Genomic DNA, 23,697 nt, shown 5'->3' with positions numbered 1-23,697 from the left:
GCGTCATGGACAGCAGCTTTCCCATTCCCGTATCCGTGCTCACCGGTTTCCTCGGCGCCGGCAAGACGACGCTTCTCAATCGGCTGCTCAAGGAGCCGGCGCTTGCCGACACGGCGGTGATCATCAACGAGTTCGGCGAGGTGGCGATCGACCATCTGCTGGTCGAGCAGGCTTCCGACGGCATCATCCAGCTTTCCGACGGCTGCCTGTGCTGCACGGTGCGCGGCGACCTGGTCGACACGCTCGCCGATCTCGTCGACCGGCTGCAGACCGGCCGTATCGCGAAACTGGCGCGCGTCGTCGTCGAGACGACGGGTCTGGCCGATCCGGCGCCGGTGCTGCAGTCGATCATGGCGCATCCGGCGCTGGTGCACGCCTTCTGGCTCGACGGCGTCATCACGCTGGTCGACGCCGTCAATGGCGAGGCAACGCTCGATACCCATGTCGAAGCGGTGAAGCAGGCGGCGGTGGCCGACCGCATCGTGCTGACCAAGATCGACCTGGCCGACGCGGCCGAGGTCGAGGCGTTGCGGGCAAGGCTGAAGCAGGTCAATCCAGGCGCCGTCCTGCTCGACGTCGCCGATGCCGGCGCCGCGGCGCTGTTCAATTGCGGCCTCTATAATCCTGAAACCAAGTCCGCCGACGTGCGGCGCTGGCTTGGTGAAGAGGCGGCGCATGATCATCACCATGATCATCATCACCATGACGGCGACCACGATCACCACCACCATCATGAGCATCGCCATGATACGCGCGTGCGCACGCACTCGCTCGTCCATGACGGCCCGGTGCCGTTCTCGGCGATCGAAATGTTCCTTGATCTTCTGCGCTCGACGCATGGCGAGAAACTCCTGCGCATGAAGGGCGTCATCGAGCTTGCGGAGGATCCGTCGCGGCCGCTGGTCATTCACGGCGTGCAGAAGATCCTGCATCCGCCGGCAAGGCTGCCGGCCTGGCCCGACGGCCAGCGCGGCACTAGGCTGGTGCTGATCACGCTCGACATGCCGCAGGACTACAGCCGTCGGCTGTTCGCCGCCTTCACCAACAAGCCGTCGATCGACACGCCGGACCGGGCCGCGCTGGAGACCAATCCGCTGGCAATAGCGGGGCTATAGGCCGAAAACGACGCCGGTCAGGCCGCGCTGCCGCGCTCGACCAGGAAACGATGGCCGCCCGTCACCGCGGCCGTTTCGACCAATTGGTGGCCGGCATCGGCGCAGAAGGCCGGGATGTCGATCACGGCCAGCGGATCGGTGGTCTCGAGCCACAGCCTGGCACCCGGCCGCATCGCAGCCAGCCGCTTGCGGGCTTTCAGCACCGGCAGCGGACAGTTCAGTCCCTTGAGATCGTAGATGGCGGGCGGCTTTGCCCTCTGTTCATGCATGTCGCTATTCCAAAACCGCCTTACCCCTCGGGTCAATGCCCGAGAGCATGCTTTTGGGCGACATGCATTGAAGCCTCAGCCGCCGAACATGCCGAGCAGCTTCTTCTTCAGCTTTGACACGGTGCCCTGGTCGGCGTCGGCGGCCTGCTGGGTCTCCTGCGCGGGCACTGCCTCGACGCCTGCAGTGACGACCGGCTGCTGCGCCGCCTGCTTGGCGGCTTCCTTCTCGGCCAGCGCCTGCTGCCTAGCCGCTTCCTTGGCGGCCTTAGCCGCCTCGATCGCGGCCACGCGCTGCTCTTCGGCCTTGCGCTTGGCTTCCTTCTGCGCGTCGGCTGCTGCCATCTTGCGGCCGAGCGGGGAATCGATGCGGCCCATGCGGGTAGTTTCCGTCACCGAGCCGTCGGCATTCAGCGACGGCGGCTCGATCGGCACGCGCTCGCCGCGGGCGCGGCGCTTCGACCAGTCGGAAACGATGCTCGCTTCCTTGATGCCGGCAATCGTCGGCTTCGGCGGCGGCGTGCTGGAATTGACGGCTGCTTTGAAGGCCGCGTCGTAACGCTTCTCGTAGTCAGCATAGGCCGTTTTCAACGAGTCAGGCTGCATGGTCGTGGGGCAGGGGCCGGTCGGGTCGAAGGTCGTGCCTTCCGGCGCCACCTGGTTGAAGACATAGCGCTTCTCGCAGACGTCGACCTTCGGCGGCACCTTGGTGATCTCGAAATTGTCGTACCCGACCTTCAGCATCTTCCAGAATTCGTAATTCGGGTCGTTGCGGTAGCGCGCCATGTTGGCGGCGGTCATGCGGAACGGGAAGGCCTGGATCTGGAACTCGGTCTGGCCGCCCTGGAAGGCGTCGCGGCCGAAGGCATAGATCTGTTCGATCTGCGCGTCGGTCATCGAATAGCAGCCGGACGACGAGCAGGCGCCATGCACCATCAGGTTCTGGCCGGTGCGGCCATTGGCGCGGTCATAGGCATTGGGGAAGCCGATGTTGAAGGACAGATGGTAATTCGAGCGCGGATTCATCTGCGACGGACGCACCGTATAGAAGCCTTCCGGCGCCTGGCGGTCGCCCTCGGTGTATTTCGGGCCGAGCTTTCCCGACCATTTGCAGATGTCGTAGGTGGCGACGAGATCGTAGCGGCCATTGGTCTTGGCCTTCCAGATCTCCAGCTTACCTTCTTCCTTGAAGATGCGCGCCATCACCGAAGAGGTGCGCACCATGCCCTTGGCCTTCATGTCGGCAAGGATCTTGTCCGGCAGCGGCTTGTTGGCCTCCGGCGCGAAATCCTTCATCGACGAATCATTGCAGCCGGCGACGCCGATGGCGGCGATCAGGACTCCGGTGCGGGCAAGCTTGGCAAACATCGATACGGCTACGTCTCTTCTCTCGGGCCAACGGCACTCGGCATGGCCGGGCCCGCAGGCTGAACACCAGTGGGACCGTAAGCCCGTTAACCTTGAAAATTCCTTACCGCAAGCCTTGGCAAACCCCTCGCGGCGATTTCCATTGAGCCGAATCCGGCGGCATTTTTGTGGCGGAATTGCTTATTCCGGCCACAGTTGAACGTCTTGCCGGGACTTGAGAGGTCAAAGGCTGCGGCCCATCGCCAGATATTTCTCGCGGCGCTGCTCGCGGAAATCGGTGTTGGCGCCGGCAAAATCCTTCATCGTCCGGGCGATGAGGTCGCCGGTGGACGCAATTACCGTCTCCGGAGCGCGCTGGGCGCCGCCGATCGGCTCGGGAATAATGGCGTCGATGATCTTCATCTCGAGAAGATCCTGCGCGGTGATCTTCATGTTGGTCGCAGCGTCCTTGGAGCGCGTGGTGTCGCGCCACAGGATCGACGCCGCGCCCTCGGGCGAGATCACCGAATAGATGGCATGCTCCAGCATGTAGACGCGGTTGGCGGTGGCGATCGCGATGGCGCCGCCGGAGCCGCCTTCGCCGATGACCACCGAGATCGACGGCACTTTCAGCGAAAGGCAGGCGGAGGTCGAACGCGCGATGGCTTCGGCCTGACCGCGCTCCTCGGCGCCGACGCCGGGATAGGCGCCGGCCGTGTCTACCAATGTCAAAAGCGGGATTTGGAAGCGGTCGGCAAGCTCCATCAGCCGCACCGCCTTGCGATAGCCCTCTGGCCGCACCGAGCCGAAATTGTGCTTGATGCGGCTTGCCGTGTCTGAACCCTTCTCCTGGCCGATGACCGCCACCGGCTCGCCGCGGAAACGCGCGAAGCCGCCGACGATCGCCTGGTCGTCGCCGAAATTGCGGTCGCCGGCTAAAGGCGTGAAATCGGTGAACAGCCCTTTGATGTAGTCGACGCAATGCGGGCGGTCGGGATGGCGCGCGACCTGCACCTTCTGCCAGGGCGTGAGCGCCTTGTAGAGGTCGCGCAACGCGTCGCGCGAGCGCTTTTCCAGCCTGCTGATCTCTTCGGCGACATCGACCGCCTCGCCGTTCTCGGCAAGCTTCTTCAGCTCAAGGATCTTGAGCTCCAGATCCTGCACCGGCTTTTCGAAGTCGAGGTAGTTGTACATGCTTGGGTCGGACCGATCCGTCGGAAGGCAAATGGCTGGCGGAACCGCTGAAATGCCGGCTCCGGGCGGTGGAACGTCGCCCTCACATAGCGATATGAGGCCTAGTCGGCAAGCGGGTGATGATCGTTGACCAGCCGCACCAGCCGCTCCTCCAGAACGTGGGTGTAGATCTGCGTGGTCGAGATATCGGCATGGCCTAGGAGTTGCTGAACGGCTCTGAGATCGGCGCCGTTCTGCAGGAGATGGCTGGCAAAAGCGTGGCGAAGCACATGCGGCGAGATCTTCGCCGACGCTATGCCGGACCGCGCGGCCAAGCCCTTGAGATCGCGGGCGAACACCTGCCGGGAGAGATGGCCGCTGTCCGAGGAGGACGGAAACAGGAACGGGCTCTCGGCAAAGGCCGGCCGCTCGGCTCTCGCGGCAAGCCAGGCGCGCATGGCGGCGCGCGCCTTGGCCGACAGCGGCACCATGCGTTCCTTGTCGCCCTTGCCGCGCACCATGAAGAAGCGGTCGTCGCGCAGCGCCACCGTGACCGGCAGGCCGACCAGCTCCGACACCCGCAGGCCGGTGGCGTAAAGAACCTCGACCAGCGCGTGCAGGCGCAACGCGGCCAGCCTGTCGCCGTCCGGTCCGGTTTCTGCCGCTTCCTGCGCCGCGCGGTCGAGCAGCCGGCCCGTTTCGGCCTCGCTCATCGTCTTCGGCAGCGGCCGGCCCTTGCGCGGGCTGTCCAGCGTGCCGGTCGGGTCGTCGCCGCGCAGGCCTTCGGCATAGAGGAATTTGAAGAACTGGCGGATCGCCGACAATTTGCGCGCCTGCGAGGTCGGCGCGAAGCCCCGCGCGGCGATGTCGTCGAGATAGGCGCGGATGTCGGCCGGCCCCGCGCCGGCAAGCCCGCCTTTGATCGCCTCGGAAGCATCCTCCAGATCGCGGCGGTAGGACGAAAGCGTGTTTTCGGCCGCGCCCCGCTCGGCGCTCATCATTTCGAGGAAGGCTTCGATGCGGGCGGCGCTGTTCATCGGGCCGGGATCAATTCTTCTTCGGATTGAGCTTCTCGGCCGGAATTCGGATGCTCATTTCGGCCTTTTTCGGCTCCACGAACATGGCCAGGGCGAACATCGCGCCATAGGCAATGCCTGCAAGAACCGCCAGCGTCACGACGAAGCGAAACAAAGTCGGCATTCAAATTTCGCCCGTCTTGCTGTTCTGCGTTTCCAAAGCCCTGTGCCCTTATGGGACGCCAATCCAGGCAATTCAAGGACGAAGGATTTCGGTCGACAGAGGTTTTGCCGGAAAAGCTTTGAAACCGTTCGTCCGCCTGCGCTTGACGCAAACAGGCTTTTGATGTCGATACGGCGCAAAGAGGCCCCGATGAACGCTCTGCCAAATCCGACGGACGAAGGATGCGCCGCGCTGATCGAAGCGCTCGGCAGCCGTTCGATCGTCTTCGTCGGGTTGATGGGCGCCGGCAAGACGGCGATCGGCCGCAAGGTGGCGACGATGCTTTCGCTGCCCTTCATGGATAGCGACCAGGAGATCGAAAGCGTCTCGCGCATGACGGTGCCGGAGCTGTTCGAGCGCTATGGCGAGCCGGAATTCCGGGCGCTGGAGCAGCGCGTGATCCTGCGTCTGCTGGAGAACGGTCCGCAGGTGCTGTCGACCGGCGGCGGCGCCTTCATGAACGCGCAGACGCGCGAGGCGATTTCGGCGCATGGCGTATCGGTCTGGCTGAAAGCCGATCTGGACCTGTTGATGGAGCGCGTCTCCAAGAAGCAGAACCGGCCGCTGCTCAAGAATCCCGACCCGCGCGGTGTGCTGGAGCGCCTGATGGGCGAGCGCTATCCGGTGTACGCGACCGCCGACCTGACCGTGCCGACGCGCGACGACCGCAAGGAGATCATCGCCGGCGAGGTCGTCGCGGCGCTCTGCGCCCAACTCGGCGTCGCCACGATCGCGACGGGCGCTCCAACTGACGAGGTGCAGCCGTGAGCCAGGCCGAACCGGTGAAGGTCGAGGTCGGGCTCGGCGACCGCGCCTATGACATCCTCATTGGCTCGGGGCTGCTCGCGCGCTCCGGCGAAGAGATCGCGCGCCGCCTTCCCGGCATCCGCGCGGCCATCGTCACCGACGAGAACGTCGCCGCCGCGCATCTCGACACGCTCAAGGCGGGGCTGGGCGAGGGCGGCATCCAGTCCGCCGTCATCACGCTGCCCGCCGGCGAAAAGACCAAGAGTTTCGCCCATCTCGAGGAGGTGGTCGACGGCGTGCTCGCGGCAAAGCTCGAACGCCGTGACGTGGTGATCGCGCTCGGCGGCGGCGTCATCGGCGACCTTGCCGGCTTCGCATCCGGCATCGTGCGGCGCGGCATGAACTTCGTGCAGATCCCGACCTCGCTGCTGGCGCAGGTCGATTCTTCGGTCGGAGGCAAGACGGGCATCAACAGCGCGCGCGGCAAGAACCTCGTCGGCGTCTTCCACCAGCCCAGGCTGGTGCTCGCCGACACGGGCGTGCTCGACACGCTGCCGATCCGCGAGTTCCGCGCCGGCTATGCCGAGCTTGCCAAATACGGGCTGATCGACCGCCCGGCCTTCTTCGCCTGGCTTGAACAGAACTGGCGGGACGTGTTCGCAGGCGGTCCGGCGCGGGTCGGGGCGATCGCCGAGGCCTGCCGCGCCAAGGCCGATGTCGTTGCCCGCGACGAGTTCGAGACCGGCGACCGCGCGCTGCTCAATCTCGGCCATACATTCGGCCATGCGCTGGAAGCAGCCACGCAATATGACGGCGCGCGCCTCGTCCATGGCGAGGGCGTCGCCATCGGCATGGCGCTGGCACATCGTTTTTCGGCGCGGCTCAACCTGGCAAGCCCGGACGACGCGGAGCGCGTCGAAGCGCATCTGCGCGCCGTCGGCCTGCCCTGGCGGATGGCCGATATTCCGGGCGACCTGCCGGATGCCGAGGCGCTGCTCGGCTTCATCACCCAGGACAAGAAGGTCTCGCGCGGCGCGCTGACCTTCATCCTGACGCGCGGCATCGGCCAGTCGTTCATCGCCAAGGACGTGCCGTCCTCGGAAGTGCTCTCCTTCCTCAAAGTGAGCCATCCCGAACGGCTCAAGATGAGCCATTCCAGATGACCGGCGCCGGCTGGATCGTCGCCGCCGTCCTTGCCGTCATCGTGCTTTTGGCGCTTCTGTTCCGTGCCCGGTTGCTTGCCGCTTTCGGCTACGCGCTTCGGCCGCTCGAGCCGCCGCAGCGAACAGAGCGCAACGGCAAGGATGAAGACATCGACGATGCCCGCCGCGAGGGCGCGACTGCCGGTGAGGAGCGCAATCGGCTCGAAGGCCTCTTCGACCTCGATGAACTCGAAGTGTCGGACATCATGGTCCACCGCACCAATATGCGCTCGGTCAATGCCGACAATGCGCCGGAGGCGGTGGTGCGCGAAATCCTGCAGAGCCCGCACACCCGCATGCCGCTGTGGAAGGGCTCGCTCGACAACATCGTCGGCGTCCTGCACGCGAAAGATCTGCTGAGAGCCCTCAACGAGGTCGGCAACGACTTTTCGCGGATCGACGTCATGAAGATCGCGGCGAAGCCGTGGTTCGTGCCGGACACCACCACCTTGCAGGAACAGCTCAACGCCTTCCTGCGGCGCAAGGCGCATTTCGCCATCGTCGTCGACGAATATGGCGAGGTCGAAGGACTGGTGACGCTGGAAGACATCATCGAGGAAATCGTCGGCGAGATCGCCGACGAGCACGACATCGATATGCAGGGCGTGAAGAAGGAGGCTGACGGCTCGGTCGTTGTCGACGGGACGGTGCCGATCCGCGACTTGAACCGCGCACTCGACTGGGACCTGCCCGACGAGGAGGCGACGACGATCGCCGGTCTCGTCATCCACGAGACGCAATCGATTCCTGAGGAGAAGCAGGCTTTCACGTTCCACGGCAAGCGCTTCGTTGTCATGAAACGCGACAAGAACCGCATTGCGAGGTTGAGGATACGTCCGGCCAGCGAAGGCTAGGTGTGTTGATAATCACGTAATGCCGGCCTGCTAGAGCATGATCCGGAAAAGTGGTAACCGGTTTTCGGAGAAGATCATGCTCCAACAAAGAGTTAGATCAGGATGGCGATTCAACGAAACGTCATCTTGATCTAGCGACAGCCTGCGATCTTAGAGTTCCTTGGTCCAGCGCTCGGAGAGCATTGCGCCGGTTCCGCCATCGATTGCGGCCAGGCTGACGTCGTAGCCCCAGAGGTTGCGGACATGGCGCAGCGTCGCATCGCGGCTTTCACCCTCGAGCATCACGCCGTCCTTCACCGTGTGCTGAAGCCGCAAATGCCGGTCGCCCAGGAGGTCGACGTCGATCACCTGGATGTCGGGGCGACTTGCCCCGATGTCGTAGCTTTGCGCCAACGCCGACCGTATCTTGGCATAGCCACGCTCATTGTGGATCGAGGCGACTTCGTAATGCGGCTCGTCGGCACCGTCGGCCAGCACGAAGAGCCGCCATTTGCGGATCAGCGCCGGGCTCAGATACTGGCGAATGAAGGATTCGTCGCGGTGGTTGGCCCAGGCGTCGACCAAGGTGTCGCGCCAGTCGCCGCGGCCGGCGATGTCGGGAAACCAGTCGCGGTCCTCGGCTGTCGGCGTGGTCGAGATGCGCTGGATGTCCTGCATCATGTCGAGACCGAGCGCATAGGGATTGATGCCGGAAAAGCGCGGGTCGTCATAGGCCGGCTGGAAAACGACGTTCGAGTGATTGCGCAAGATCTCGAGCATGGCGCCTTCGCTGATACGGCCACGGTCGAAAAGCGTGTTCATGAGCGTGTAGTGCACGAAGGTCGCGCAGCCTTCGTTCATCACCTGGGTTTGCCGCTGCGGGTAGAAGTATTGCGCGATGACCCGCACGATCCTGACGATCTCGCGCTGCCAGGGCTCGAGGACGAGGCTGTTCTTCTCGAGAAAGTAGAGCAGGTTTTCCTCCGGCAGATGAAGCGATTTCTTCCGCTCGGCCGCATCGTCGTCAATGCCTGTTTTGGTCTCGCCGCTCTCTTGAGGAGGCGGCAGCGTTCGCCAGAGATCGTTGAAGGAACGCTCCTCGTATTCCAGGCGCTCGCGAAGCCCTTCGCGCTGCTGCTCCGACGACAGCCTCGGCGGCCGGTGATAGCGAAACACACCCTGTTCCATCAGCGCGTGGGCTGAATCCAGGATCGCTTCCACGGCTGCCAGGCCATGCCGTTCCTCGCATCGGGCTATGTAGCTCTTGGCAAAATCCAGATAGCTCAAAATGCCGCCGGCATCGGTCCATTGCCGGAAGAGATGATTGTTCTTGAAAAAATGGTTGTGCCCAAGCGCGGCATGGGCGGTCACCAAAGCCTGCAGGGCCATGGTGTTCTCTTCCATGAGATAGACGATGCAGGGGTTGGAGTTGATGACCAGCTCATAGGCCAGACCGCGCGCGCCCTTGCGGTAAAGAAGCTCGTCGTAGAGGAAACGCTTGCCGAAAGACCAATGCCGGTACATCAGCGGCATGCCGACCGAAGAATAGGCGTCGAGCATCTGCTCGGAAGAGATGACCTCCATCTGCACCGGATAGATGTCGAGTCGAAGCTCTTCGAGGCCGAGCGCTTCGATCTCGTCATAGACGCGGGACAGTCTCGAAAAGTCCCAGTCAGACCCGGAAAACAACAGTTCGGATTTGCGCGCCTGGCTGACCATCGGCCTATGTCCCTTCGACCCTCAGTCCTCAAGCGCTCTTGCGCAGATCAGGTTGCCTGGCGAAGAGCTCTCGGAAGACCGGGTAAATGTCGGCCGGCGCAGCGATGCGCCTCATCTGGAAGTTCGGCCATTTCCCGTCGACGGCGTTGTAGGCCCGCCAGAGCGACGTTCCGTTCTCGGTCGAGCCGAAAATATGGCTTTCCCGCTCGTCGATGATCTCGACATAGGCGAAATACTGGCAAAGCCGCATAATCTTGCGGTCGAGCAGTTCTATGCAGCGCTCGGAGTCAGTAGCAAAATTGTCGCCGTCGGAAGCCTGGGCGGCGTAGATGTTCCATTCGGCGACCGGATAGCGTTCTTCGATGATGCGGTGCATTTCCTCGAGCGCGGTTGAGACGACCGTGCCGCCGCTTTCGGTGTGGTAGAAGAATGTATGCTCGTCCACCTCCTTGGCTTCGTGGGTGTGGCGGATGAAGACGACCTCGGTGCGTTCATAACGGCGCGTCAGGAACAGATGCAGCAGCACGAAGAAGCGTTTGGCCAGATCCTTCTCGCGCTCTCCCATCGAGCCGGAGACGTCCATCAGGCAGAACATCACCGCGCTCGCATTCGGCACCGGTTGGGGATCGAAGCGATTAAAACGGATATCGACCGGATCGACATAGGCAATGCGCCTGCGCCGGCGCTCCAGCCGCTCAAACGCCTCGCGCAGGGCGGCGATGCGTTCGCTTACCGCCGCGCTGGCCGGCTTCGCTTCGAGCTCGGCAATCTGCCGGGCGATCGCGTCGAGCTCCGCCTGTTTGGGGCGTCTCAGCGCGATGCGCCGCCCATGGCTGTTGCGCATCGTGCGTCCGACATTGATGTTGGTCGGCGCTCCGCTTGCGCTGAAGCCCGCCCGTCTCGGCTTGAAGCTCAGTATCTGCTTGAGATTGAGCTTGACCAGATCCGGCAGTTCGAGGTCTTCGAAAAAAAGATCGAGCACTTCCTCGCGCGACAGCACGAAGCGAAAGTCGTCTTCGGATGCCGTGGTTCCCGGGGCCGATCCGTAGCCTCCGCCGCCGCCCGGCTTGGCGATAAGATCGCCGGGGCTGAACGTCCGGTTGCCGGGCAGGATATGCTGGCGCCGGCCGGTTTCCTTGTCGTTGCCGAAGGTCGGTTCGTTGATACCCTTGCGAGGCATCGGCACGGCGTGCTCTCGGTCGACGTCGGCGATGCGGCCTGTCCGGACGTGGTCGCGCACGCTGCGCTTGAGATCTTCGCGCGCGCGCCTGAGGAAGCGCTGGCGATTGCCCAGGCTCTTGTCCTTCGGATTGAGGCGGCGGTCGATGAAGATCGGCATGGAACCGTCCCGACTTTGTTCAGCCCGCCTTGTTCACGCGCATGTACCAGTCGACCAGCCGTCGCACCTGCCGCTGAGTGTAGCCGCGCTCCACCATGCGCTGCACGAATTCGTTGTGCCGCTTCTCCGTGACGCTGTCCTGCTTGGAGCCGAAGCTGATCACCGGCAGCAGGTCCTCGACCTGTCCGAACATGCGCTTCTCGATGACCTCGCGAAGCTTTTCATAGCTCGTCCAGGATGGATTGCGGCCATGGTTGCGCGCCCTGGCGCGCAAGGTGAATTTGACCACTTCGTTGCGGAAGTCCTTGGGATTGGCGATGCCGGCGGGCTTTTCGACCTGCGACAATTCCTTGTCCAGGACCTCACGGTTGAGGATTTGGCCGGTGTCGGGGTCCTTGTAATCCTGATCCTCGATCCAGGCGTCGGCATAGGCGATGTAGCGGTCGAAGAGGTTCTGACCGTACTCGCTGTAGGATTCCAGATAGGCCTTCTGGATCTCGTGTCCGATGAACTCGGCGTAGCGCGTCGCGAGCTCCGACTTGATGAATTCGAGATACGCGGCCTCCGTCTCCTTCGGGAATTGCTCGCGCTTGATCGCCTCCTCGAGGATGTACATCAGGTGCACCGGGTCGGCGGCGACCTCCTTGGTGTCGTAGTTGAAGGTCTGCGACAGGATCTTGAAGGCGAAGCGGGTGCTGACCCCGGTCATGCCTTCGTCGACGCCGGCCGCGTCACGATATTCCTGGACAGACTTCGCCTTCGGGTCGATTTCCTTGAGGTTCTCGCCGTCATAGGCGCGCATCTTGGTGTAGAGCGGCGAGTTCTCATGTTCGGCAAGGCGGGTGGAGACGGTGAAGCGGCTGAGAATGTCCAGCACTTCGGGCGCGCAGGGGCTGTTCGCCAATTCGCTCTCACGGAGCAGCTTTTCGTAGATCTGCCGTTCCTCGGTGATGCGCAGGCAATAGGGAACCTTGACCACGAGGATGCGGTCGAGGAAGGCCTCGTTGTTCTTGTTGTTCTTGAACTGCTGCCATTCCGATTCGTTGGAGTGGGCGACGACGATGCCCTGATACGGGAAGGCGCCGAAATTCTCGGTGCCGTTGTAGCTGCCTTCCTGGGTTGCGGTCAGCAACGGGTGCAGGACCTTGATGGGCGCCTTGAACATTTCGACGAATTCGAGCAGGCCCTGCGTCGTCCGGTTGAGGCCGCCGCTGTAGGAATAGGCGTCCGGGTCGGACTGGCTGAAGTGCTCCAACTGTCTGATGTCGACCTTGCCGACCAGGGCCGAGACGTCTTGATTGTTCTCGTCGCCGGGCTCGGTCTTGGCGATGGCGATCTGGCGCAGCCGCGACGGCATCAGCTTGACCACACTGAATTTGGAGATGTCGCCCGACAACTCGTCGAGGCGCTTGGCCGCCCAGGGCGAGATCAGCCCGCTCAGGCGGCGGCGGGCGATGCCGTATTTGTCTTCCAGCAGGTCGCCCATGCGATCGGGATGGAAAAGGCCAAGCGGCGACTCGAAGATCGGGCTGATCTGGTTGCCGACCTTGAGCGTGTAGATCGGCCGCTCTTCCATCAGCTTCTTCAGCCGTTCGGCGAGCGAGGATTTGCCGCCGCCGACCGGACCGAGGAGATAGAGGATCTGCTTGCGCTCCTCGAGGCCTTGCGAGGCGTAGCGGAAATATCCGGCGATGCGCTCGATCGTATCCTCCATCCCGTAGAAGTCGGAGAAAGAGGGATAGATCTTAATGGTGCGGTTGGAGAAAATGCGACCGAGCCGCTCGTCCTTGCTGGTGTCGATCAGATTCGGCTCACCGATCGCCTCGACCATGCGTTCGGGTGCCGACGCATACATGGTTTTGTCTTCGCGGCAGGCCAGTAGGTATTGCTGTAGGCTGATCTCTTCCTGGGCCGCGTTGGAATAAATCTCCGAAAACAGATCGAAGACGTCTGATTGGTTCTCGCGCATGGTGCTTTGCCTCGGAGCCGATGGGCTGCCAATCGGCTCATCGCTGCATCAACTGCCGGAAAGCGCTGTTTGTTCCCTTCATATGAAGGATAGCGCATGCAATCTGACATTGACCCGTTTAGATGCCCGATGCGGCCGAATTGCTCGCCTTGGAAAATACGTGGTGATTGCCGGCGGAGCTTCAAGGGCGGGATCTGGTTTGCGCTCCACAAGTTGTCGTTATTGATGCTTTATCGAAGTGCGCGGCGCGCATCCGCGCGCTGCCGCCTTAAATCTGGCCGGAGATGAGGATGATGATCGATCGGCGCAGCTCCATTGCGGCATCCCTGACGGCGCTGTTGCCGGCAGGCGCGTCAGCCGCCGGGCGTCCGGGCCAGGTCACGCTGTTCGACGGCGGTGTCGATCAATCGGTCAGGACGGCGATGCCCTGACCGCGGCTGTGTTGGCGTTTCTCAAGGCGACGGTCGGCTGACTACCAGCGCGTCTTCTCGCCCGGTGCCGCCGGCTCGATCGCCAGCGCATGCACGCCGGCTTTCAATTCATCGGCCAGCAATTTGTTGACAGCGCGGTGACGATCGACGCGGCTCATGCCGGCAAAGGCGGCCGAGACGACACGGACGCGGAAATGCGTCTCGCCGGTGCCGTCGAAGTGGGCCTCGTGACCGTGCTCGACGTGATGATGGCCGGCGTGAAGGTGGCTTTCGTTGATGACGGCGAGCCGTTCGGGCGAAAATGCCGCTTTCAGCTTGTTTTCCATCGTCGACTGTATGGACATCCGGGCTTCCCTTCCCCACTTGACGGCCATAGCCGCAAATTGTTGACGGCATGGCCGCAACTTACCTGCGGCACAGCCGCAAAATCTGAATTCGACCGCTTTTAAGCCGCGATTCAGCGGTTAGGGCGATCATCGGCGAAATGTCAATTCTTGTTTCGCAGGTGCGAACAGCCCATAAATGGGTGAGATGAAAGCGTATCCCAAATATTTCGAGAAAATTCGAATCCGGCCGGAAAAGGACGCGGAGCTTAAGTCGCGCGCGCCGATCTGCCAGTGGGACGGCTGCAACGAGGCAGGCACGCACCGGGCGCCTGTCGGACGCCTCAAGGAGGGCGAGTATTTCCGCTTCTGCTTCGAGCATGTGCGCGAATACAACAAGGGCTTCAATTACTTCTCCGGCGTGTCGGACAGCGAGATCGCGCGCTTCCAGAAAGAGGCGCTGACCGGCCACAGGCCGACATGGCGCATGGGCGCCAATGGCGGCGGGACGCGCTCGGCGCCGGATTTCGCGCAGCAGCGTTCGGGTCGCGCCGGCTACTACAACCGCATGCGCGATCCGTTCAACCTGTTCGGCTCAGGCGCGCGCGAGCCGCGGGAGCGCAAGGCAAAGCCGCTTGAGGCCAAGGCGCTGGAAACGCTTGGCCTTGACACAAAGGCGACTGGCCAGGACATCAAGGCGCGTTACAAGGAACTGGTAAAGCGCCACCACCCGGATGCGAATGGCGGCGACAGAGGTTCGGAAGACCGGTTACGCGATGTGCTCCAGGCTTATCGCGTGCTCAAGCAGGCAGGATTGTGCTGAGCGGCCCCACGGTCCGTGTCGTTTTCCAACTTTCATAAGGTTGGAAAAGGCTCTAAGACCGCCCCCGGACAAAATCGATTGCCGGCGAAACGCGGCGTTTCGCCCGTGGAGACGTTGATAGAGATGAACAAGGTCGATCGCGATATCGCCAACCTGCCCGACACGACGGTGTCGGTGAAGGAGAAATTCGGTTTCGAGTCCAAGATGGTCGTTCCCGCTTATTCGGCGGCGACCGAGCATGTGCCGGATATCGATCCCGACTACCTCTTCGACCGCGCGACGACGTTGGCGATCCTCGCCGGCTTTGCCTACAACCGCCGGGTAATGGTGTCGGGCTACCACGGCACCGGCAAGTCGACGCATATCGAGCAGGTGGCGGCGCGGCTCAACTGGCCCTGCGTGCGCGTCAATCTCGACAGCCATGTCAGCCGTATCGATCTCGTCGGCAAGGACGCCATCGTCGTCAAGGAAGGCCTGCAGATCACTGAATTCCGCGACGGCATTCTGCCCTGGGCCTATCAGCACAATGTCGCGCTCTGTTTCGACGAATATGACGCCGGCCGTCCTGACGTGATGTTCGTCATCCAGCGCGTCCTGGAATCGTCGGGGCGGCTCACGCTGCTCGACCAGAGCCGCGTCATCCGCCCGCATCCGGCGTTCCGGCTGTTCGCCACCGCCAACACGGTTGGTCTCGGCGACACCACCGGCCTCTATCACGGCACGCAGCAGATCAACCAGGCGCAGATGGACCGCTGGTCGATCGTCACCACGCTCAACTACCTGCCGCACGACAATGAAGTGAACATCGTGCTGGCGAAGGCCAAGCACTATCGCGACAACAAGGGCAAGGACATCGTCAACAAGATGGTGCGCGTCGCAGACATGACGCGCTCGGCCTTCATCAATGGCGACCTGTCGACCGTGATGAGCCCGCGTACCGTCATCACCTGGGCCGAGAACGCCGAGATCTTCGGCGATATCGGCATGGCGTTCCGGCTGACCTTCCTCAACAAGTGCGACGAGCTGGAGCGTTCGGTTGTGGCTGAGTTCTACCAGCGCGCCTTCGGCGAGGATCTGCCGGAGAGCGCCGCCAACGTGGTGCTGGGTTAGGTGCGCAGCTGAAAGGCCTCCAGCCTTTCAGCATGAATCGCGCAGGGAATGATCAATGGCGGGTCCGGGCGACAACACGCGCAACAAGCCGAAGAACGGGTCTGAAGCCGACAGCTTCAAGCGCGCCGTGACCGTGTGCATGCGCGCCGTGGCCGGCGACAAGGACCTCGAGGTCGGCTTCGCCAAGGATCGGCCGGCGCTCGCCGGCAACCGCGCCCGGCTGCCCGAGCTGCCGAAGAAAGCTTCCCGCAACGATATCGCGATCACCCGTGGGCTGGGGGATTCCATGGCGCTGAAGCGCGCCTGCCACGATCAGCGCATCCACAACAAGCTGGCGCCGGAGGGCAAGCTGGCGCGGTCTATCTTCGATGCCGTCGAACAGGCTCGTGTCGAGGCGATCGGCAGCCGCGCCATGCAGGGCGTGGCCGACAATATCGGCTCGATGCTCGAGGACAAATACACCAAGGCGAACCTCGTCGACGTCAGGGACAAGGCCGACGCCCCCCTCGAAGAGGCGATCGCGCTGATGGTGCGCGAAAAGCTCACCGGACGTCCCGTGCCGAAGAGCGGCGAGCGCCTGGTCGACCTCTGGCGTCCCTGGATCGAGGAGAAGGCCAGCGCCGATCTGGACGGCCTGTCGGCCAAGCTCGGGGACCAGCAGGCCTTTGCCCGCGTCGTGCGCGACATGCTGGTTTCCATGGAAATGGCCGAAGAGCTTGGCGACGACCAGGAAACCGACGACTCCGAGGAAAACGAAGAGAACGAGCAGCAAGGCGAGGAACAGAGCGAGGAGGGCGGCGAGGAGGATTCAGGCTCCGAGCAGTCGCAGTCGGAAGATGCCGAAGCCTCCGCCGACGAGGAAGAGTCGGCCGAGACCGAGGCGACCGACGCCACCTCGGACGATCTCTCCGACGAGGATGATTCCGACGCCGAGACGCCGGGCGAGGCCAAGCGCAACGACAACCCATTCCTCAATTTGCCGAAAGAGATCGATTACAAGGTCTTCACCACCGCCTTCGACGAGACGGTCGGCGCCGAGGATCTGTGCGAGGAAGAGGAACTAGACCGGCTGCGCGCCTTCCTCGACAAGCAGCTGGCCAACCTCTCCGGCGTCGTCGGGCGGCTCGCCAACCGGCTGCAGCGCCGGCTGATGGCGCAGCAGAACCGCTCCTGGGATTTCGACCTCGAGGAAGGCTATCTCGATCCGGCGCGCCTGGTCCGCGTCGTCATCGACCCGATGCAGCCGCTGTCCTTCAAGCAGGAGCGCGACACGAAGTTCCGCGACACGGTGGTGTCGCTGGTGCTCGACAATTCGGGCTCGATGCGCGGCCGGCCGATCACGGTCGCTGCGACCTGCGCCGACATACTGGCGCGCACGCTGGAGCGCTGCGGCGTTTCGGTGGAAATCCTCGGCTTCACCACGCGGGCGTGGAAAGGCGGGCAGGCGCGCGAGAAATGGCTGAAGGACGGCAAGCCGCCGAATCCCGGCCGGCTCAACGACGTGCGCCACATCATCTACAAATCCGCCGACCATCCGTGGCGGCGCGCGCGGCGCAATCTCGGGCTGATGATGCGCGAGGGCCTGCTCAAGGAAAACATCGACGGCGAGGCGCTGCTATGGGCGCATAACCGGCTGATCGGCCGGCCGGAGCAGCGCAAGATCCTGATGATGATCTCCGACGGCGCGCCGGTCGACGATTCCACGCTCTCGGTCAACCCGGGCAATTACCTGGAACGCCATCTGCGGGCGGTCATCGAGCTGATCGAGACGCGCTCGCCGGTCGAGCTGCTGGCGATCGGCATCGGCCACGACGTCACGCGCTATTATCGCCGCGCCGTCACCATCGTCGATGCCGAGGAACTGGCCGGCGCCATGACCGAGCAGCTCGCATCGCTGTTCGGCGAGGAAAGCGCGCGCGACACAAGGCGCGGCGGCCTGCGGCGCGCCGGATGATCTTTTCAAGGAGGCGTGCGCGGCGGACGTTTTTCGCCTGCATGCTGGCCTGCGCCTCGCCGGCCATTGCCGCTGCGGGGACTCCCGTCGAGACGGTCGAGATCTCAGCGCGGCCGATCAGCCAGTTCCATATCGGCCACGACGAGACGCGGTTCGGGCCGCTCGAATTCGTCGGCGGGCTGGAGATGACCTCGCCGGCGCGCGATTTCGGCGCGCTGTCGGCCTTTCGCTTCCTGAAGCCGGGCGGCGATTTCATCGGTGTCGCCGACACCGGTTTCTGGTTCTTCGGCACGATCACGCGTGACGCCGGCAGGCGACCGTTGGGTGTGACGAATTTCCGCATGCAGCAGATGGTCGACGCCGCGGGCCGCCCGATCGACCGGAAATGGGAGGTCGACGCGGAGGGGCTCGCGGTCAAGGACGGCATCGCCACCGTCGGCTTCGAGCGCGACCAGCGCGTCGCCCAGTTCAAGATCGATCCCGACAATATGAAAGCCCCGGTCAGGCAGCTCGATTATCAGATCCCGGCCGAGGAGCTGCGCCAGAACCGCGGCTTTGAGACCGTCACCCACGCCAATCCTTATGGGCAGCACGAGGGCGGCCTGGTCGTGGTCTCGGAGAGGAGCCTCAACAAGGCAGGCAACGTCTACGCAGCCGTCATCGAGGGACCGCACAAGGGCGTCTTCACCGTCAGGCGCGACGGCGATTTCGACATAACCGACGGCGCCTTCCTGCCGGACGGCGACCTGCTGCTTCTGGAACGCAGTTTCTCGATTGCCCGCGGGGTGAAGATGCGGCTGCGGCGCATCTATGGCGAAAGCGTCGCGAAGGGCGCGGTCGCCGACGGGCCGGTGCTGATGGAGGCCGACATGAGCTACCAGATCGACAATATGGAAGGGCTCGACGTCTGGACCCGCGACGACGGCGCGCTGATGGTATCGCTGATATCCGACGACAACCATTCGATCCTGCAGCGGAACCTCTATTTGGAATTCATCCTGCACCAGGACTGAGGACGATGGGCCCTGTCGGCCGCACGGAAAAACCGTTCACACTTTTCCTGGAATTGTTCTACCGGCCGATGTGGCGGACTTCGTTCATCACGAAATTGGCCGCGCGCTTGCTCCGGTTGCGGATCTTGAGCGTCGTGGTGTTGTCGACGAAATAGGTATGAAGAATGCTGTCGCGGGTGCGGACTTCCGGTCCGACGGTGTCGACGGCGTGCCAGGTGTCGGTGCCGACCGCAAAGGCGTAGCCTGTATTCGGCGAAAACGACATCCGGTGCGAATTCTCGAAACGCCCGTCCGGCATGCGCTCGGCGAAGCGGGTGCCGATATGGTTGATCGAGTCGTCCTCCGGCAGGTAGAACTGCACCGTGATGCCCTTCCACTTCGTGTCGGTGTGGAAGCCGATCTTGTAGCCCGCCACGTCGCGCGTCAGCATCGGCACCGGATACATGCCGACCTTCATGAAGTCCGGACCGAACCGGCGCTCCAGGCCCGGGGCGAGGCGGCGCATGAACGCTTGCTTCAGGTCCGGCGCATGCAATGCCTTGCCGACCAACGCCCAGACGGCCCGTTTCTCGCTAGGCAGATGGCGGATATATTCAGGGTAGAGGTCGATCTTGATCCGCGTCGCGGTGCCGTCAGCCTTGATATTCACATTGTTGCGCCCCTTGAGCGCACGATATTCGCGCGCCTCCGGCATGGCGGCGCGCATGCGCCGATAAAGGTCCGCCGGGAAAACATCGGTCATCTCCAAATGCCAGAAAGGCTTTTCCACAAAGGCGGCGCGGTTCACGGCGCCCACCATGTGGGAGACAACATGCTGCAGCGTTTGTGTGGCTGATGCAGGCACCAGCGCGTCCTCTGTGGCCGACATGGATATTCTCTCCCTAAAACCCCGAATCCAAATTGCTTGAATACATATATCGCCGCCCCAGCGAAATGCTAACCAAAGCACAGGCTGGATTGCAACGACCCACGGAACTGATTTCGATCGCGATTTTCTAAATCACGAAGTGAAGTTGCATCAGCTCAAAGCAAGCAGGTTGCGAGGGGCGCGGTCGACGATGCTGATATCGTTGCAGGCTGATATTCAACGGACCTTGTAGATCTCGATCGGCTTTCCCGCCGTAGACTGGTCTAGTTCGAGCCATTCCGGCAGGTCGCCCCGCAGCAACGCCGCGGCAAGGCCTTCCGGCGCGTCCGAGGCCAGCGATATCTCTTCCGTGTTGCCGCGGCAGATCGCGATCAGTCCAACATGCTCGCGCTCGATGACGGCGCGGGCGGCGTCCGGGGCTCCCATGAAGGCATCGAGCATGGCCAAATTGCCGCCGACATTGCGGTGGTAAGGGCCGGCCAGCGTGCGGTGGCCGGTGAACACCAATATTCCCGAGCCGAGATTGGACGAGGCAAGCACCGTCGTCGCCGGCATGGCGGCGAGGTCGCGGAAGTCGCCCGGCTTGCCGCAGGTCACGGCATGGTCGGGATCGGAATTGATCCGCTGCGGCGCCGTCTGGACCATGGACTGCGCCGCTATCGCGACGCCGGTCCAGGTCGCGTTCAGCGAGACCAGCCACGCCAGGACGATGCCGGCGGAAAGGCGCCATGACGGGGCGGCGTCCGCCCGCAGGCGGATTTTCGCGATCCAGGCCGAGAGCGGCAATATGGCGAAGGCGACGGAGAAGGTCGAGCCGCGCACCTGCCAAAGGCTGACGACGAAGGCAACGAGGAGCAGGATGGCGGCCAGCGTTTCCTCGCGGCGCAGGCGACGGGTCCGGAGTTGAAAGCCGATCAGCAGAATCGCGATGAAGGGCGTCACATAGCGCGCCGCCATTAGCTTCGGCTGGTGGATGGCGACGCTCCAGAAGGGCTGGGCTTCGATCACGTCGGCCAGCCAATAGGTGCGGATGCGCTCGTCCATGCCCGCATAGGGCGATGCCAGACATTGCGGGAAGAACAGCATCACGGCGGCCGCGACCGCCACCGCAAGCGCCAGCATTGAAACCAGCCGCGCCCGCGTTGTCGACGCGGTCAACGCAGCCGCGATCGCGAGGCCGAAGCCGGACAGCGCTGCTACCGCGAACTGGAAGGACGAGAAGGCGTCGCATTGGGCCACGCCCCAGTCGGCGGGCCGGATGGTCGCTACGAAAACCAGGGAGGCGATGCCGGCAAATCCGAGGCCAAAGCCTCGTGCCGTGACGCGCTCCTTGTCGTCGAGGATGAACAGGACAGCAGCGCAGATGCCGAGCACCGCCACATAAGGAGCGGTCTCCATGCCGACCGCGAGCGTCAGGCCGGCGCAAATGCCCGACAGAAGGGCAGCGGGCCGCCAGAAGGGCGCTTCCATCAGGAGCCAGAGGCTGGCTGCGGTCAGCAACAGCTGGACGTTGTGATGATCGATCACCCCCGGGCTGTAGATCATCAGGAAGAACAGCGCCGCCGTCGACAGGATGATTGCCGGCATCGCGACATTCGCAGCGGCGAAGCGCTGCGAGGCGCGCATGAGCACGAATATGGTCAGCCCGTAGAGGAGGGTCGGCCAGATGATCTGCGCGGCGCGTTCGGCAGCGGCCGTGCTGGCGCCCAGCGCATCGAAGGCCATGATGATCAGCGCGAGCGGCGTGTCGACAAGCCGCGACCAATGCATGACGAAGCCGCCCGAGGTGCCCATCCTGTATTGATGGAGATCGAACCAGCTTTGGCCGCCGAGCAGGTCGCGAACCTCGACCAGCCGCAGCATGCTGTCATTGTCTGCGCCATAATTCGCAAGGGTGGGGAAGCCGGAAACGGCGTTGATCGTCAGCACCACCAGCATGGCGCACAACGCAAGCAGGAGATCGTTTTTCCAACCGGTGCCATGCACGGTCATGCTGGTCGCGATGCCTTAGAGCAATTCCAGGAAAAGTGTGCCACGGTTTTCCGTTAGGAATTGCATCAAAACAGAGAGGTAGAGTGGTTCGCCGTTTCCGTGAAACGGCGAACCACTCTGGAGAATTTCCGCGATCCTGCATCATCGGGCGTAACAAAGCGTAAAGCCGCTGCGGCCGTGGCTGAAAGCGTCAGGCCTGGTTGGTAGCAACCCAGATGACGTGGCGAGCACCGCGCTTGCCGTTGGCCCGCGTGCTGATCTCCTCGACCACGAAGCCGGCCTGCTTCAGCCGCCGGGTGAAGCCGCTGTCCGGCCCCTGCGACCAGACCGCCAGGACGCCGCCGGGCGTCAAGGCGGCTCGCGCGGCCGCCAGGCCGGCCGCGCCATAGAGCGCGTCATTGCCCTTGTAGACGATGCCTTCGGGACCATTGTCGACGTCGAGCAGGATGGCGTCCCAGGCGGCTTTCTCCGCCCGTATCAGTTGGCCGACATCGGCCTCGCGAATGGCGACGCGAGGGCCGTCGAGGCAGCCGTCGAAGATTTCCGCCATCGGGCCGCGCGCCCAGGCGACGACCGCGGGGACAAGTTCGGCAACGGTGACGGTGGCGTCCGCATCGAGCGCGGAGAGGGCCGCGCGCAAGGTGAAACCCATGCCGAGCCCGCCGATGAGGATGTTTGGCCGCTTGCGGCCGGCGATCCGCTCGCAGGAAAGCCTGGCCAGCGCTTCCTCGGAGCCGCTGAGGCGGCTGTTCATCAGCTCGTTGGTGCCGAGCATGATCGAAAATTCAGCGCCGCGCTGTTTAAGGCGCAGCTCCTGGCCGCCCTCGGGCGTGCGCGTGGAATCAAGCTGAACCCAGGGGATCATGCTCTCTCATTTTGTTTGAGGATGATCTTTTCCAAAAACCGGTCCCACTTTTCGGGATCATGCTCCGACCGCGACCGCCGGCTGGCTCCAGCGCGCGGCGAGCAGACGGTAAGGAATCAGCGCCACGACAGCGATGATGAGCTTCACCGAAAGGTCGCCAAGCGCCCAGGACACCCAGCGCATCGTCTCGACCGGCAGTACGCCCATCAGCGGCGCGGTCTCCAGCGCGAAGCTGTCGTTGGGGCCGGCAAAGGCGAAGGCCGCGGAGAAGGCGACGCCGAAGAAGACAACCGTGTCGAACACCGAGCCAACCAGCGTGCCGACGATCGGCGCGCGCCACCAGCTCTGCCGGCGCAGGCGGTTGAAGACGGTGACGTCCAGCAATTGTGCGGTGAGGAACGCGGCGCCGGAAGCGGCGGCGATGCGCACCAGCCGGTCGGCGGCGGTCTCGAACTCGATCAGGCCGTGGCGAAACAGGAAGGGCGGGATCAGGATCGAGCAGGTCACCGCAGCCATAAAGCCGATGAACACCACCTTGCGCGCCACGGCCGGGCCATAGCGGCGGTTGGCGAGGTCGGTGACCAGGAAGGAGAAGGGATAGGTGAAGGCGCCCCAGGTGAGCAGGTCGGCCAGCGACAGGCCGCCGATCTCGCCCTGCATCGGGAACTGCACTAGGATGTTCGACGCCACGACGACGAGCGCCATTGCGGCCACGAAGGGCGAATATCGCGTCAGGAAATTCATTTTTTTATCCTGGGTGATGGAACCAGCGGAGCGTCATGCCGACGCTCGCTCACATTCCGAGCACCGGTCTGGCCGATGCCCAAGGCGGTCGTCCCCCGCCTGAAAGCTGCTTTAAGCGGCCGACTGCTCGGCAAGCTTCTTGGCGATCTGCTTCTTGAGCAGACGCGCGCGCTGCGACAGTTCCTTGACGTCGGCCTTGGCCAGGAAGGCGTCGAGGCCGCCGCGATGCTCGACCGAACGCAGCGCGTTGGCCGAAATGCGCAGGCGAACATTCTGGTTCAGCGCTTCGGAAATCAGCGTCACATTGACCAGGTTCGGCAGGAAGCGACGCTTGGTCTTGTTGTTGGCGTGGCTCACATTGTTGCCAGTCTGGACTGCCTTGGCAGTGAGTTCGCAGGTGCGGGACATCTTGTCTAACCTTCAGTTTCTAGACCTGCCAAACCATTCTGCCCGCGCCAGGCGGCGCGCGGTATCGGTCAGGCGGCCTTTGGAAAAGTTGGCGTTGCATAGTGGCATTTCACCACTGCGTCAAGCTCCGGGACGCAGCCTGTCGTAAGCGCATGAGTTGTCCGGGTTAGGTAGCACATGAGTTGTCCGGTTTTATCGCCAGCGAATGGAGGCTGGG

23 protein-coding genes are annotated in these 23,697 nt (G+C 63.4%); 9 read left to right on the top strand and 14 right to left on the bottom strand.

Features of this window, described 5'->3' with window-relative positions; genetic code table 11:
- Positions 1 to 5: 5 nt before the first annotated feature.
- On the top strand, positions 6 to 1,115 hold the full coding sequence (locus tag LB553_RS03000) for a CobW family GTP-binding protein (RefSeq protein WP_224510545.1): 1,110 nt from the start codon (positions 6 to 8) through the stop codon (positions 1,113 to 1,115).
- Positions 1,116 to 1,132: 17 nt separating this feature from the next.
- Here the strand turns inward: LB553_RS03000 and LB553_RS02995 are convergent, their stop codons facing one another.
- From LB553_RS02995 to LB553_RS02975, 5 genes are all read right to left on the bottom strand, one after another.
- Complete coding sequence (locus LB553_RS02995) at positions 1,133 to 1,384, bottom strand: sulfurtransferase TusA family protein (RefSeq protein WP_224510543.1); 252 nt, start codon at positions 1,382 to 1,384, stop codon at positions 1,133 to 1,135.
- A 75-nt stretch (positions 1,385 to 1,459) separates the two neighbouring features.
- On the bottom strand, positions 1,460 to 2,749 hold the full coding sequence (locus tag LB553_RS02990; protein WP_224510541.1) for a L,D-transpeptidase family protein: 1,290 nt from the start codon (positions 2,747 to 2,749) through the stop codon (positions 1,460 to 1,462).
- 222 nt (positions 2,750 to 2,971) lie between these two features.
- Positions 2,972 to 3,922 carry an acetyl-CoA carboxylase carboxyltransferase subunit alpha gene (locus LB553_RS02985; RefSeq protein WP_224510539.1) on the bottom strand — a complete coding sequence of 317 codons (951 nt, stop codon included), beginning with the start codon at positions 3,920 to 3,922 and terminating at the stop codon, positions 2,972 to 2,974.
- A gap of 101 nt (positions 3,923 to 4,023) precedes the next feature.
- Positions 4,024 to 4,938 carry a site-specific tyrosine recombinase XerD gene (locus LB553_RS02980; RefSeq protein ID WP_224510537.1) on the bottom strand — a complete coding sequence of 305 codons (915 nt, stop codon included), beginning with the start codon at positions 4,936 to 4,938 and terminating at the stop codon, positions 4,024 to 4,026.
- Between the two features lie 10 nt (positions 4,939 to 4,948).
- A complete protein-coding gene (locus LB553_RS02975) occupies positions 4,949 to 5,101 on the bottom strand; it encodes a hypothetical protein (protein ID WP_042643428.1) in 153 nt (50 codons plus the stop codon).
- A 189-nt stretch (positions 5,102 to 5,290) separates the two neighbouring features.
- On the opposite strand from LB553_RS02975, the gene LB553_RS02970 reads away from it, so the two are divergent.
- Genes LB553_RS02970 through LB553_RS02960 form a run of 3 tightly spaced genes read left to right on the top strand, consistent with a single transcriptional unit; the run spans position 5,291 to position 7,943 of the window.
- Positions 5,291 to 5,908, top strand: a complete 618-nt coding sequence (locus tag LB553_RS02970) for a shikimate kinase (RefSeq protein WP_224510536.1) — start codon at positions 5,291 to 5,293, stop codon at positions 5,906 to 5,908.
- Entirely contained in the window at positions 5,905 to 7,050 is a 1,146-nt protein-coding gene (gene aroB / locus LB553_RS02965) for a 3-dehydroquinate synthase (protein WP_224510534.1), read from the top strand. Before LB553_RS02970 ends, aroB begins: the two co-directional genes overlap by 4 nt.
- Positions 7,047 to 7,943: an HlyC/CorC family transporter gene (locus LB553_RS02960; protein ID WP_224510532.1), complete on the top strand. Its 897-nt coding sequence runs from the start codon at positions 7,047 to 7,049 to the stop codon at positions 7,941 to 7,943. Before aroB ends, LB553_RS02960 begins: the two co-directional genes overlap by 4 nt.
- A gap of 150 nt (positions 7,944 to 8,093) precedes the next feature.
- Here the strand turns inward: LB553_RS02960 and LB553_RS02955 are convergent, their stop codons facing one another.
- Genes LB553_RS02955 through LB553_RS02945 form a run of 3 tightly spaced genes read right to left on the bottom strand, consistent with a single transcriptional unit; the run spans position 8,094 to position 12,949 of the window.
- Positions 8,094 to 9,641 carry a SpoVR family protein gene (locus LB553_RS02955; protein WP_224510530.1) on the bottom strand — a complete coding sequence of 516 codons (1,548 nt, stop codon included), beginning with the start codon at positions 9,639 to 9,641 and terminating at the stop codon, positions 8,094 to 8,096.
- A 28-nt stretch (positions 9,642 to 9,669) separates the two neighbouring features.
- Positions 9,670 to 10,980, bottom strand: a complete 1,311-nt coding sequence (locus LB553_RS02950; protein WP_224510528.1) for a YeaH/YhbH family protein — start codon at positions 10,978 to 10,980, stop codon at positions 9,670 to 9,672.
- A 19-nt stretch (positions 10,981 to 10,999) separates the two neighbouring features.
- Positions 11,000 to 12,949 carry a PrkA family serine protein kinase gene (locus tag LB553_RS02945; RefSeq protein ID WP_224510527.1) on the bottom strand — a complete coding sequence of 650 codons (1,950 nt, stop codon included), beginning with the start codon at positions 12,947 to 12,949 and terminating at the stop codon, positions 11,000 to 11,002.
- Between the two features lie 290 nt (positions 12,950 to 13,239).
- On the opposite strand from LB553_RS02945, the gene LB553_RS02940 reads away from it, so the two are divergent.
- Positions 13,240 to 13,380, top strand: coding sequence for a hypothetical protein (locus LB553_RS02940; protein ID WP_224510525.1), 141 nt, complete (start codon positions 13,240 to 13,242; stop codon positions 13,378 to 13,380).
- Positions 13,381 to 13,421: 41 nt separating this feature from the next.
- Here the strand turns inward: LB553_RS02940 and LB553_RS02935 are convergent, their stop codons facing one another.
- On the bottom strand, positions 13,422 to 13,724 hold the full coding sequence (locus LB553_RS02935; RefSeq protein ID WP_224510523.1) for a BolA family protein: 303 nt from the start codon (positions 13,722 to 13,724) through the stop codon (positions 13,422 to 13,424).
- Positions 13,725 to 13,902: 178 nt separating this feature from the next.
- Here LB553_RS02935 and LB553_RS02930 point away from each other — a divergent pair, with 178 nt between their 5' ends.
- The 4 genes from LB553_RS02930 to LB553_RS02915 all read left to right on the top strand — a co-directional run bounded on the left by LB553_RS02930 (position 13,903) and on the right by LB553_RS02915 (position 18,603).
- Complete coding sequence (locus tag LB553_RS02930) at positions 13,903 to 14,526, top strand: J domain-containing protein (RefSeq protein ID WP_224510521.1); 624 nt, start codon at positions 13,903 to 13,905, stop codon at positions 14,524 to 14,526.
- A 123-nt stretch (positions 14,527 to 14,649) separates the two neighbouring features.
- Entirely contained in the window at positions 14,650 to 15,636 is a 987-nt protein-coding gene (cobS, locus tag LB553_RS02925; protein ID WP_224510520.1) for a cobaltochelatase subunit CobS, read from the top strand.
- A 55-nt stretch (positions 15,637 to 15,691) separates the two neighbouring features.
- The gene (gene cobT, locus LB553_RS02920; protein ID WP_224510518.1) at positions 15,692 to 17,590 is read left to right on the top strand and encodes a cobaltochelatase subunit CobT; all 1,899 of its coding nucleotides are present in this window, start codon (positions 15,692 to 15,694) and stop codon (positions 17,588 to 17,590) included.
- Positions 17,587 to 18,603, top strand: a complete 1,017-nt coding sequence (locus LB553_RS02915; protein ID WP_224510516.1) for an esterase-like activity of phytase family protein — start codon at positions 17,587 to 17,589, stop codon at positions 18,601 to 18,603. Before cobT ends, LB553_RS02915 begins: the two co-directional genes overlap by 4 nt.
- Before the next feature lie 58 nt (positions 18,604 to 18,661).
- Here LB553_RS02915 and LB553_RS02910 read toward each other — a convergent pair whose 3' ends face one another.
- The 5 genes from LB553_RS02910 to rpmB all read right to left on the bottom strand — a co-directional run bounded on the left by LB553_RS02910 (position 18,662) and on the right by rpmB (position 23,480).
- Entirely contained in the window at positions 18,662 to 19,471 is an 810-nt protein-coding gene (locus LB553_RS02910) for a hypothetical protein (RefSeq protein ID WP_224510514.1), read from the bottom strand.
- Positions 19,472 to 19,687: 216 nt separating this feature from the next.
- A complete protein-coding gene (locus tag LB553_RS02905; protein WP_224510512.1) occupies positions 19,688 to 21,463 on the bottom strand; it encodes a GtrA family protein in 1,776 nt (591 codons plus the stop codon).
- Between the two features lie 190 nt (positions 21,464 to 21,653).
- Positions 21,654 to 22,328: a hypothetical protein gene (locus LB553_RS02900; protein ID WP_224510510.1), complete on the bottom strand. Its 675-nt coding sequence runs from the start codon at positions 22,326 to 22,328 to the stop codon at positions 21,654 to 21,656.
- 57 nt (positions 22,329 to 22,385) lie between these two features.
- The gene (locus tag LB553_RS02895) at positions 22,386 to 23,072 is read right to left on the bottom strand and encodes a queuosine precursor transporter (RefSeq protein WP_224510508.1); all 687 of its coding nucleotides are present in this window, start codon (positions 23,070 to 23,072) and stop codon (positions 22,386 to 22,388) included.
- A 111-nt stretch (positions 23,073 to 23,183) separates the two neighbouring features.
- Positions 23,184 to 23,480 (bottom strand): 50S ribosomal protein L28, encoded by a 297-nt coding sequence (gene rpmB / locus LB553_RS02890; protein WP_095767449.1) that lies wholly within the window; start codon positions 23,478 to 23,480, stop codon positions 23,184 to 23,186.
- Positions 23,481 to 23,697: the final 217 nt, after the last annotated feature.

The organism is Mesorhizobium sp. CA8 (assembly GCF_020164955.1).
Classification (GTDB): Bacteria; Pseudomonadota; Alphaproteobacteria; order Rhizobiales; family Rhizobiaceae; genus Mesorhizobium.
The sequence above is the reverse complement of the archived record's forward strand: the minus strand, read 5'-3'. Positions and strand labels throughout refer to the sequence as shown.

What these genes read in the sequence shown, in the direction of transcription:
- LB553_RS03000 (WP_224510545.1), top strand. Translation starts at nt 6, where the DNA reads ATGGACAGCAGCTTTCCCATTCCCGTATCCGTGCTCACCGGTTTCCTC.
- LB553_RS02995 (WP_224510543.1), bottom strand. Translation starts at nt 1,384, where the DNA reads ATGCATGAACAGAGGGCAAAGCCGCCCGCCATCTACGATCTCAAGGGA.
- LB553_RS02990 (WP_224510541.1), bottom strand. Translation starts at nt 2,749, where the DNA reads ATGTTTGCCAAGCTTGCCCGCACCGGAGTCCTGATCGCCGCCATCGGC.
- LB553_RS02985 (WP_224510539.1), bottom strand. Translation starts at nt 3,922, where the DNA reads ATGTACAACTACCTCGACTTCGAAAAGCCGGTGCAGGATCTGGAGCTC.
- LB553_RS02980 (WP_224510537.1), bottom strand. Translation starts at nt 4,938, where the DNA reads ATGAACAGCGCCGCCCGCATCGAAGCCTTCCTCGAAATGATGAGCGCC.
- LB553_RS02975 (WP_042643428.1), bottom strand. Translation starts at nt 5,101, where the DNA reads ATGCCGACTTTGTTTCGCTTCGTCGTGACGCTGGCGGTTCTTGCAGGC.
- LB553_RS02970 (WP_224510536.1), top strand. Translation starts at nt 5,291, where the DNA reads ATGAACGCTCTGCCAAATCCGACGGACGAAGGATGCGCCGCGCTGATC.
- LB553_RS02960 (WP_224510532.1), top strand. Translation starts at nt 7,047, where the DNA reads ATGACCGGCGCCGGCTGGATCGTCGCCGCCGTCCTTGCCGTCATCGTG.
- LB553_RS02955 (WP_224510530.1), bottom strand. Translation starts at nt 9,641, where the DNA reads ATGGTCAGCCAGGCGCGCAAATCCGAACTGTTGTTTTCCGGGTCTGAC.
- LB553_RS02950 (WP_224510528.1), bottom strand. Translation starts at nt 10,980, where the DNA reads ATGCCGATCTTCATCGACCGCCGCCTCAATCCGAAGGACAAGAGCCTG.
- LB553_RS02945 (WP_224510527.1), bottom strand. Translation starts at nt 12,949, where the DNA reads ATGCGCGAGAACCAATCAGACGTCTTCGATCTGTTTTCGGAGATTTAT.
- LB553_RS02940 (WP_224510525.1), top strand. Translation starts at nt 13,240, where the DNA reads ATGATGATCGATCGGCGCAGCTCCATTGCGGCATCCCTGACGGCGCTG.
- LB553_RS02935 (WP_224510523.1), bottom strand. Translation starts at nt 13,724, where the DNA reads ATGTCCATACAGTCGACGATGGAAAACAAGCTGAAAGCGGCATTTTCG.
- LB553_RS02930 (WP_224510521.1), top strand. Translation starts at nt 13,903, where the DNA reads ATGGGTGAGATGAAAGCGTATCCCAAATATTTCGAGAAAATTCGAATC.
- cobS (WP_224510520.1), top strand. Translation starts at nt 14,650, where the DNA reads ATGAACAAGGTCGATCGCGATATCGCCAACCTGCCCGACACGACGGTG.
- cobT (WP_224510518.1), top strand. Translation starts at nt 15,692, where the DNA reads ATGGCGGGTCCGGGCGACAACACGCGCAACAAGCCGAAGAACGGGTCT.
- LB553_RS02915 (WP_224510516.1), top strand. Translation starts at nt 17,587, where the DNA reads ATGATCTTTTCAAGGAGGCGTGCGCGGCGGACGTTTTTCGCCTGCATG.
- LB553_RS02910 (WP_224510514.1), bottom strand. Translation starts at nt 19,471, where the DNA reads ATGTCGGCCACAGAGGACGCGCTGGTGCCTGCATCAGCCACACAAACG.
- LB553_RS02905 (WP_224510512.1), bottom strand. Translation starts at nt 21,463, where the DNA reads ATGACCGTGCATGGCACCGGTTGGAAAAACGATCTCCTGCTTGCGTTG.
- LB553_RS02900 (WP_224510510.1), bottom strand. Translation starts at nt 22,328, where the DNA reads ATGATCCCCTGGGTTCAGCTTGATTCCACGCGCACGCCCGAGGGCGGC.
- LB553_RS02895 (WP_224510508.1), bottom strand. Translation starts at nt 23,072, where the DNA reads ATGAATTTCCTGACGCGATATTCGCCCTTCGTGGCCGCAATGGCGCTC.
- rpmB (WP_095767449.1), bottom strand. Translation starts at nt 23,480, where the DNA reads ATGTCCCGCACCTGCGAACTCACTGCCAAGGCAGTCCAGACTGGCAAC.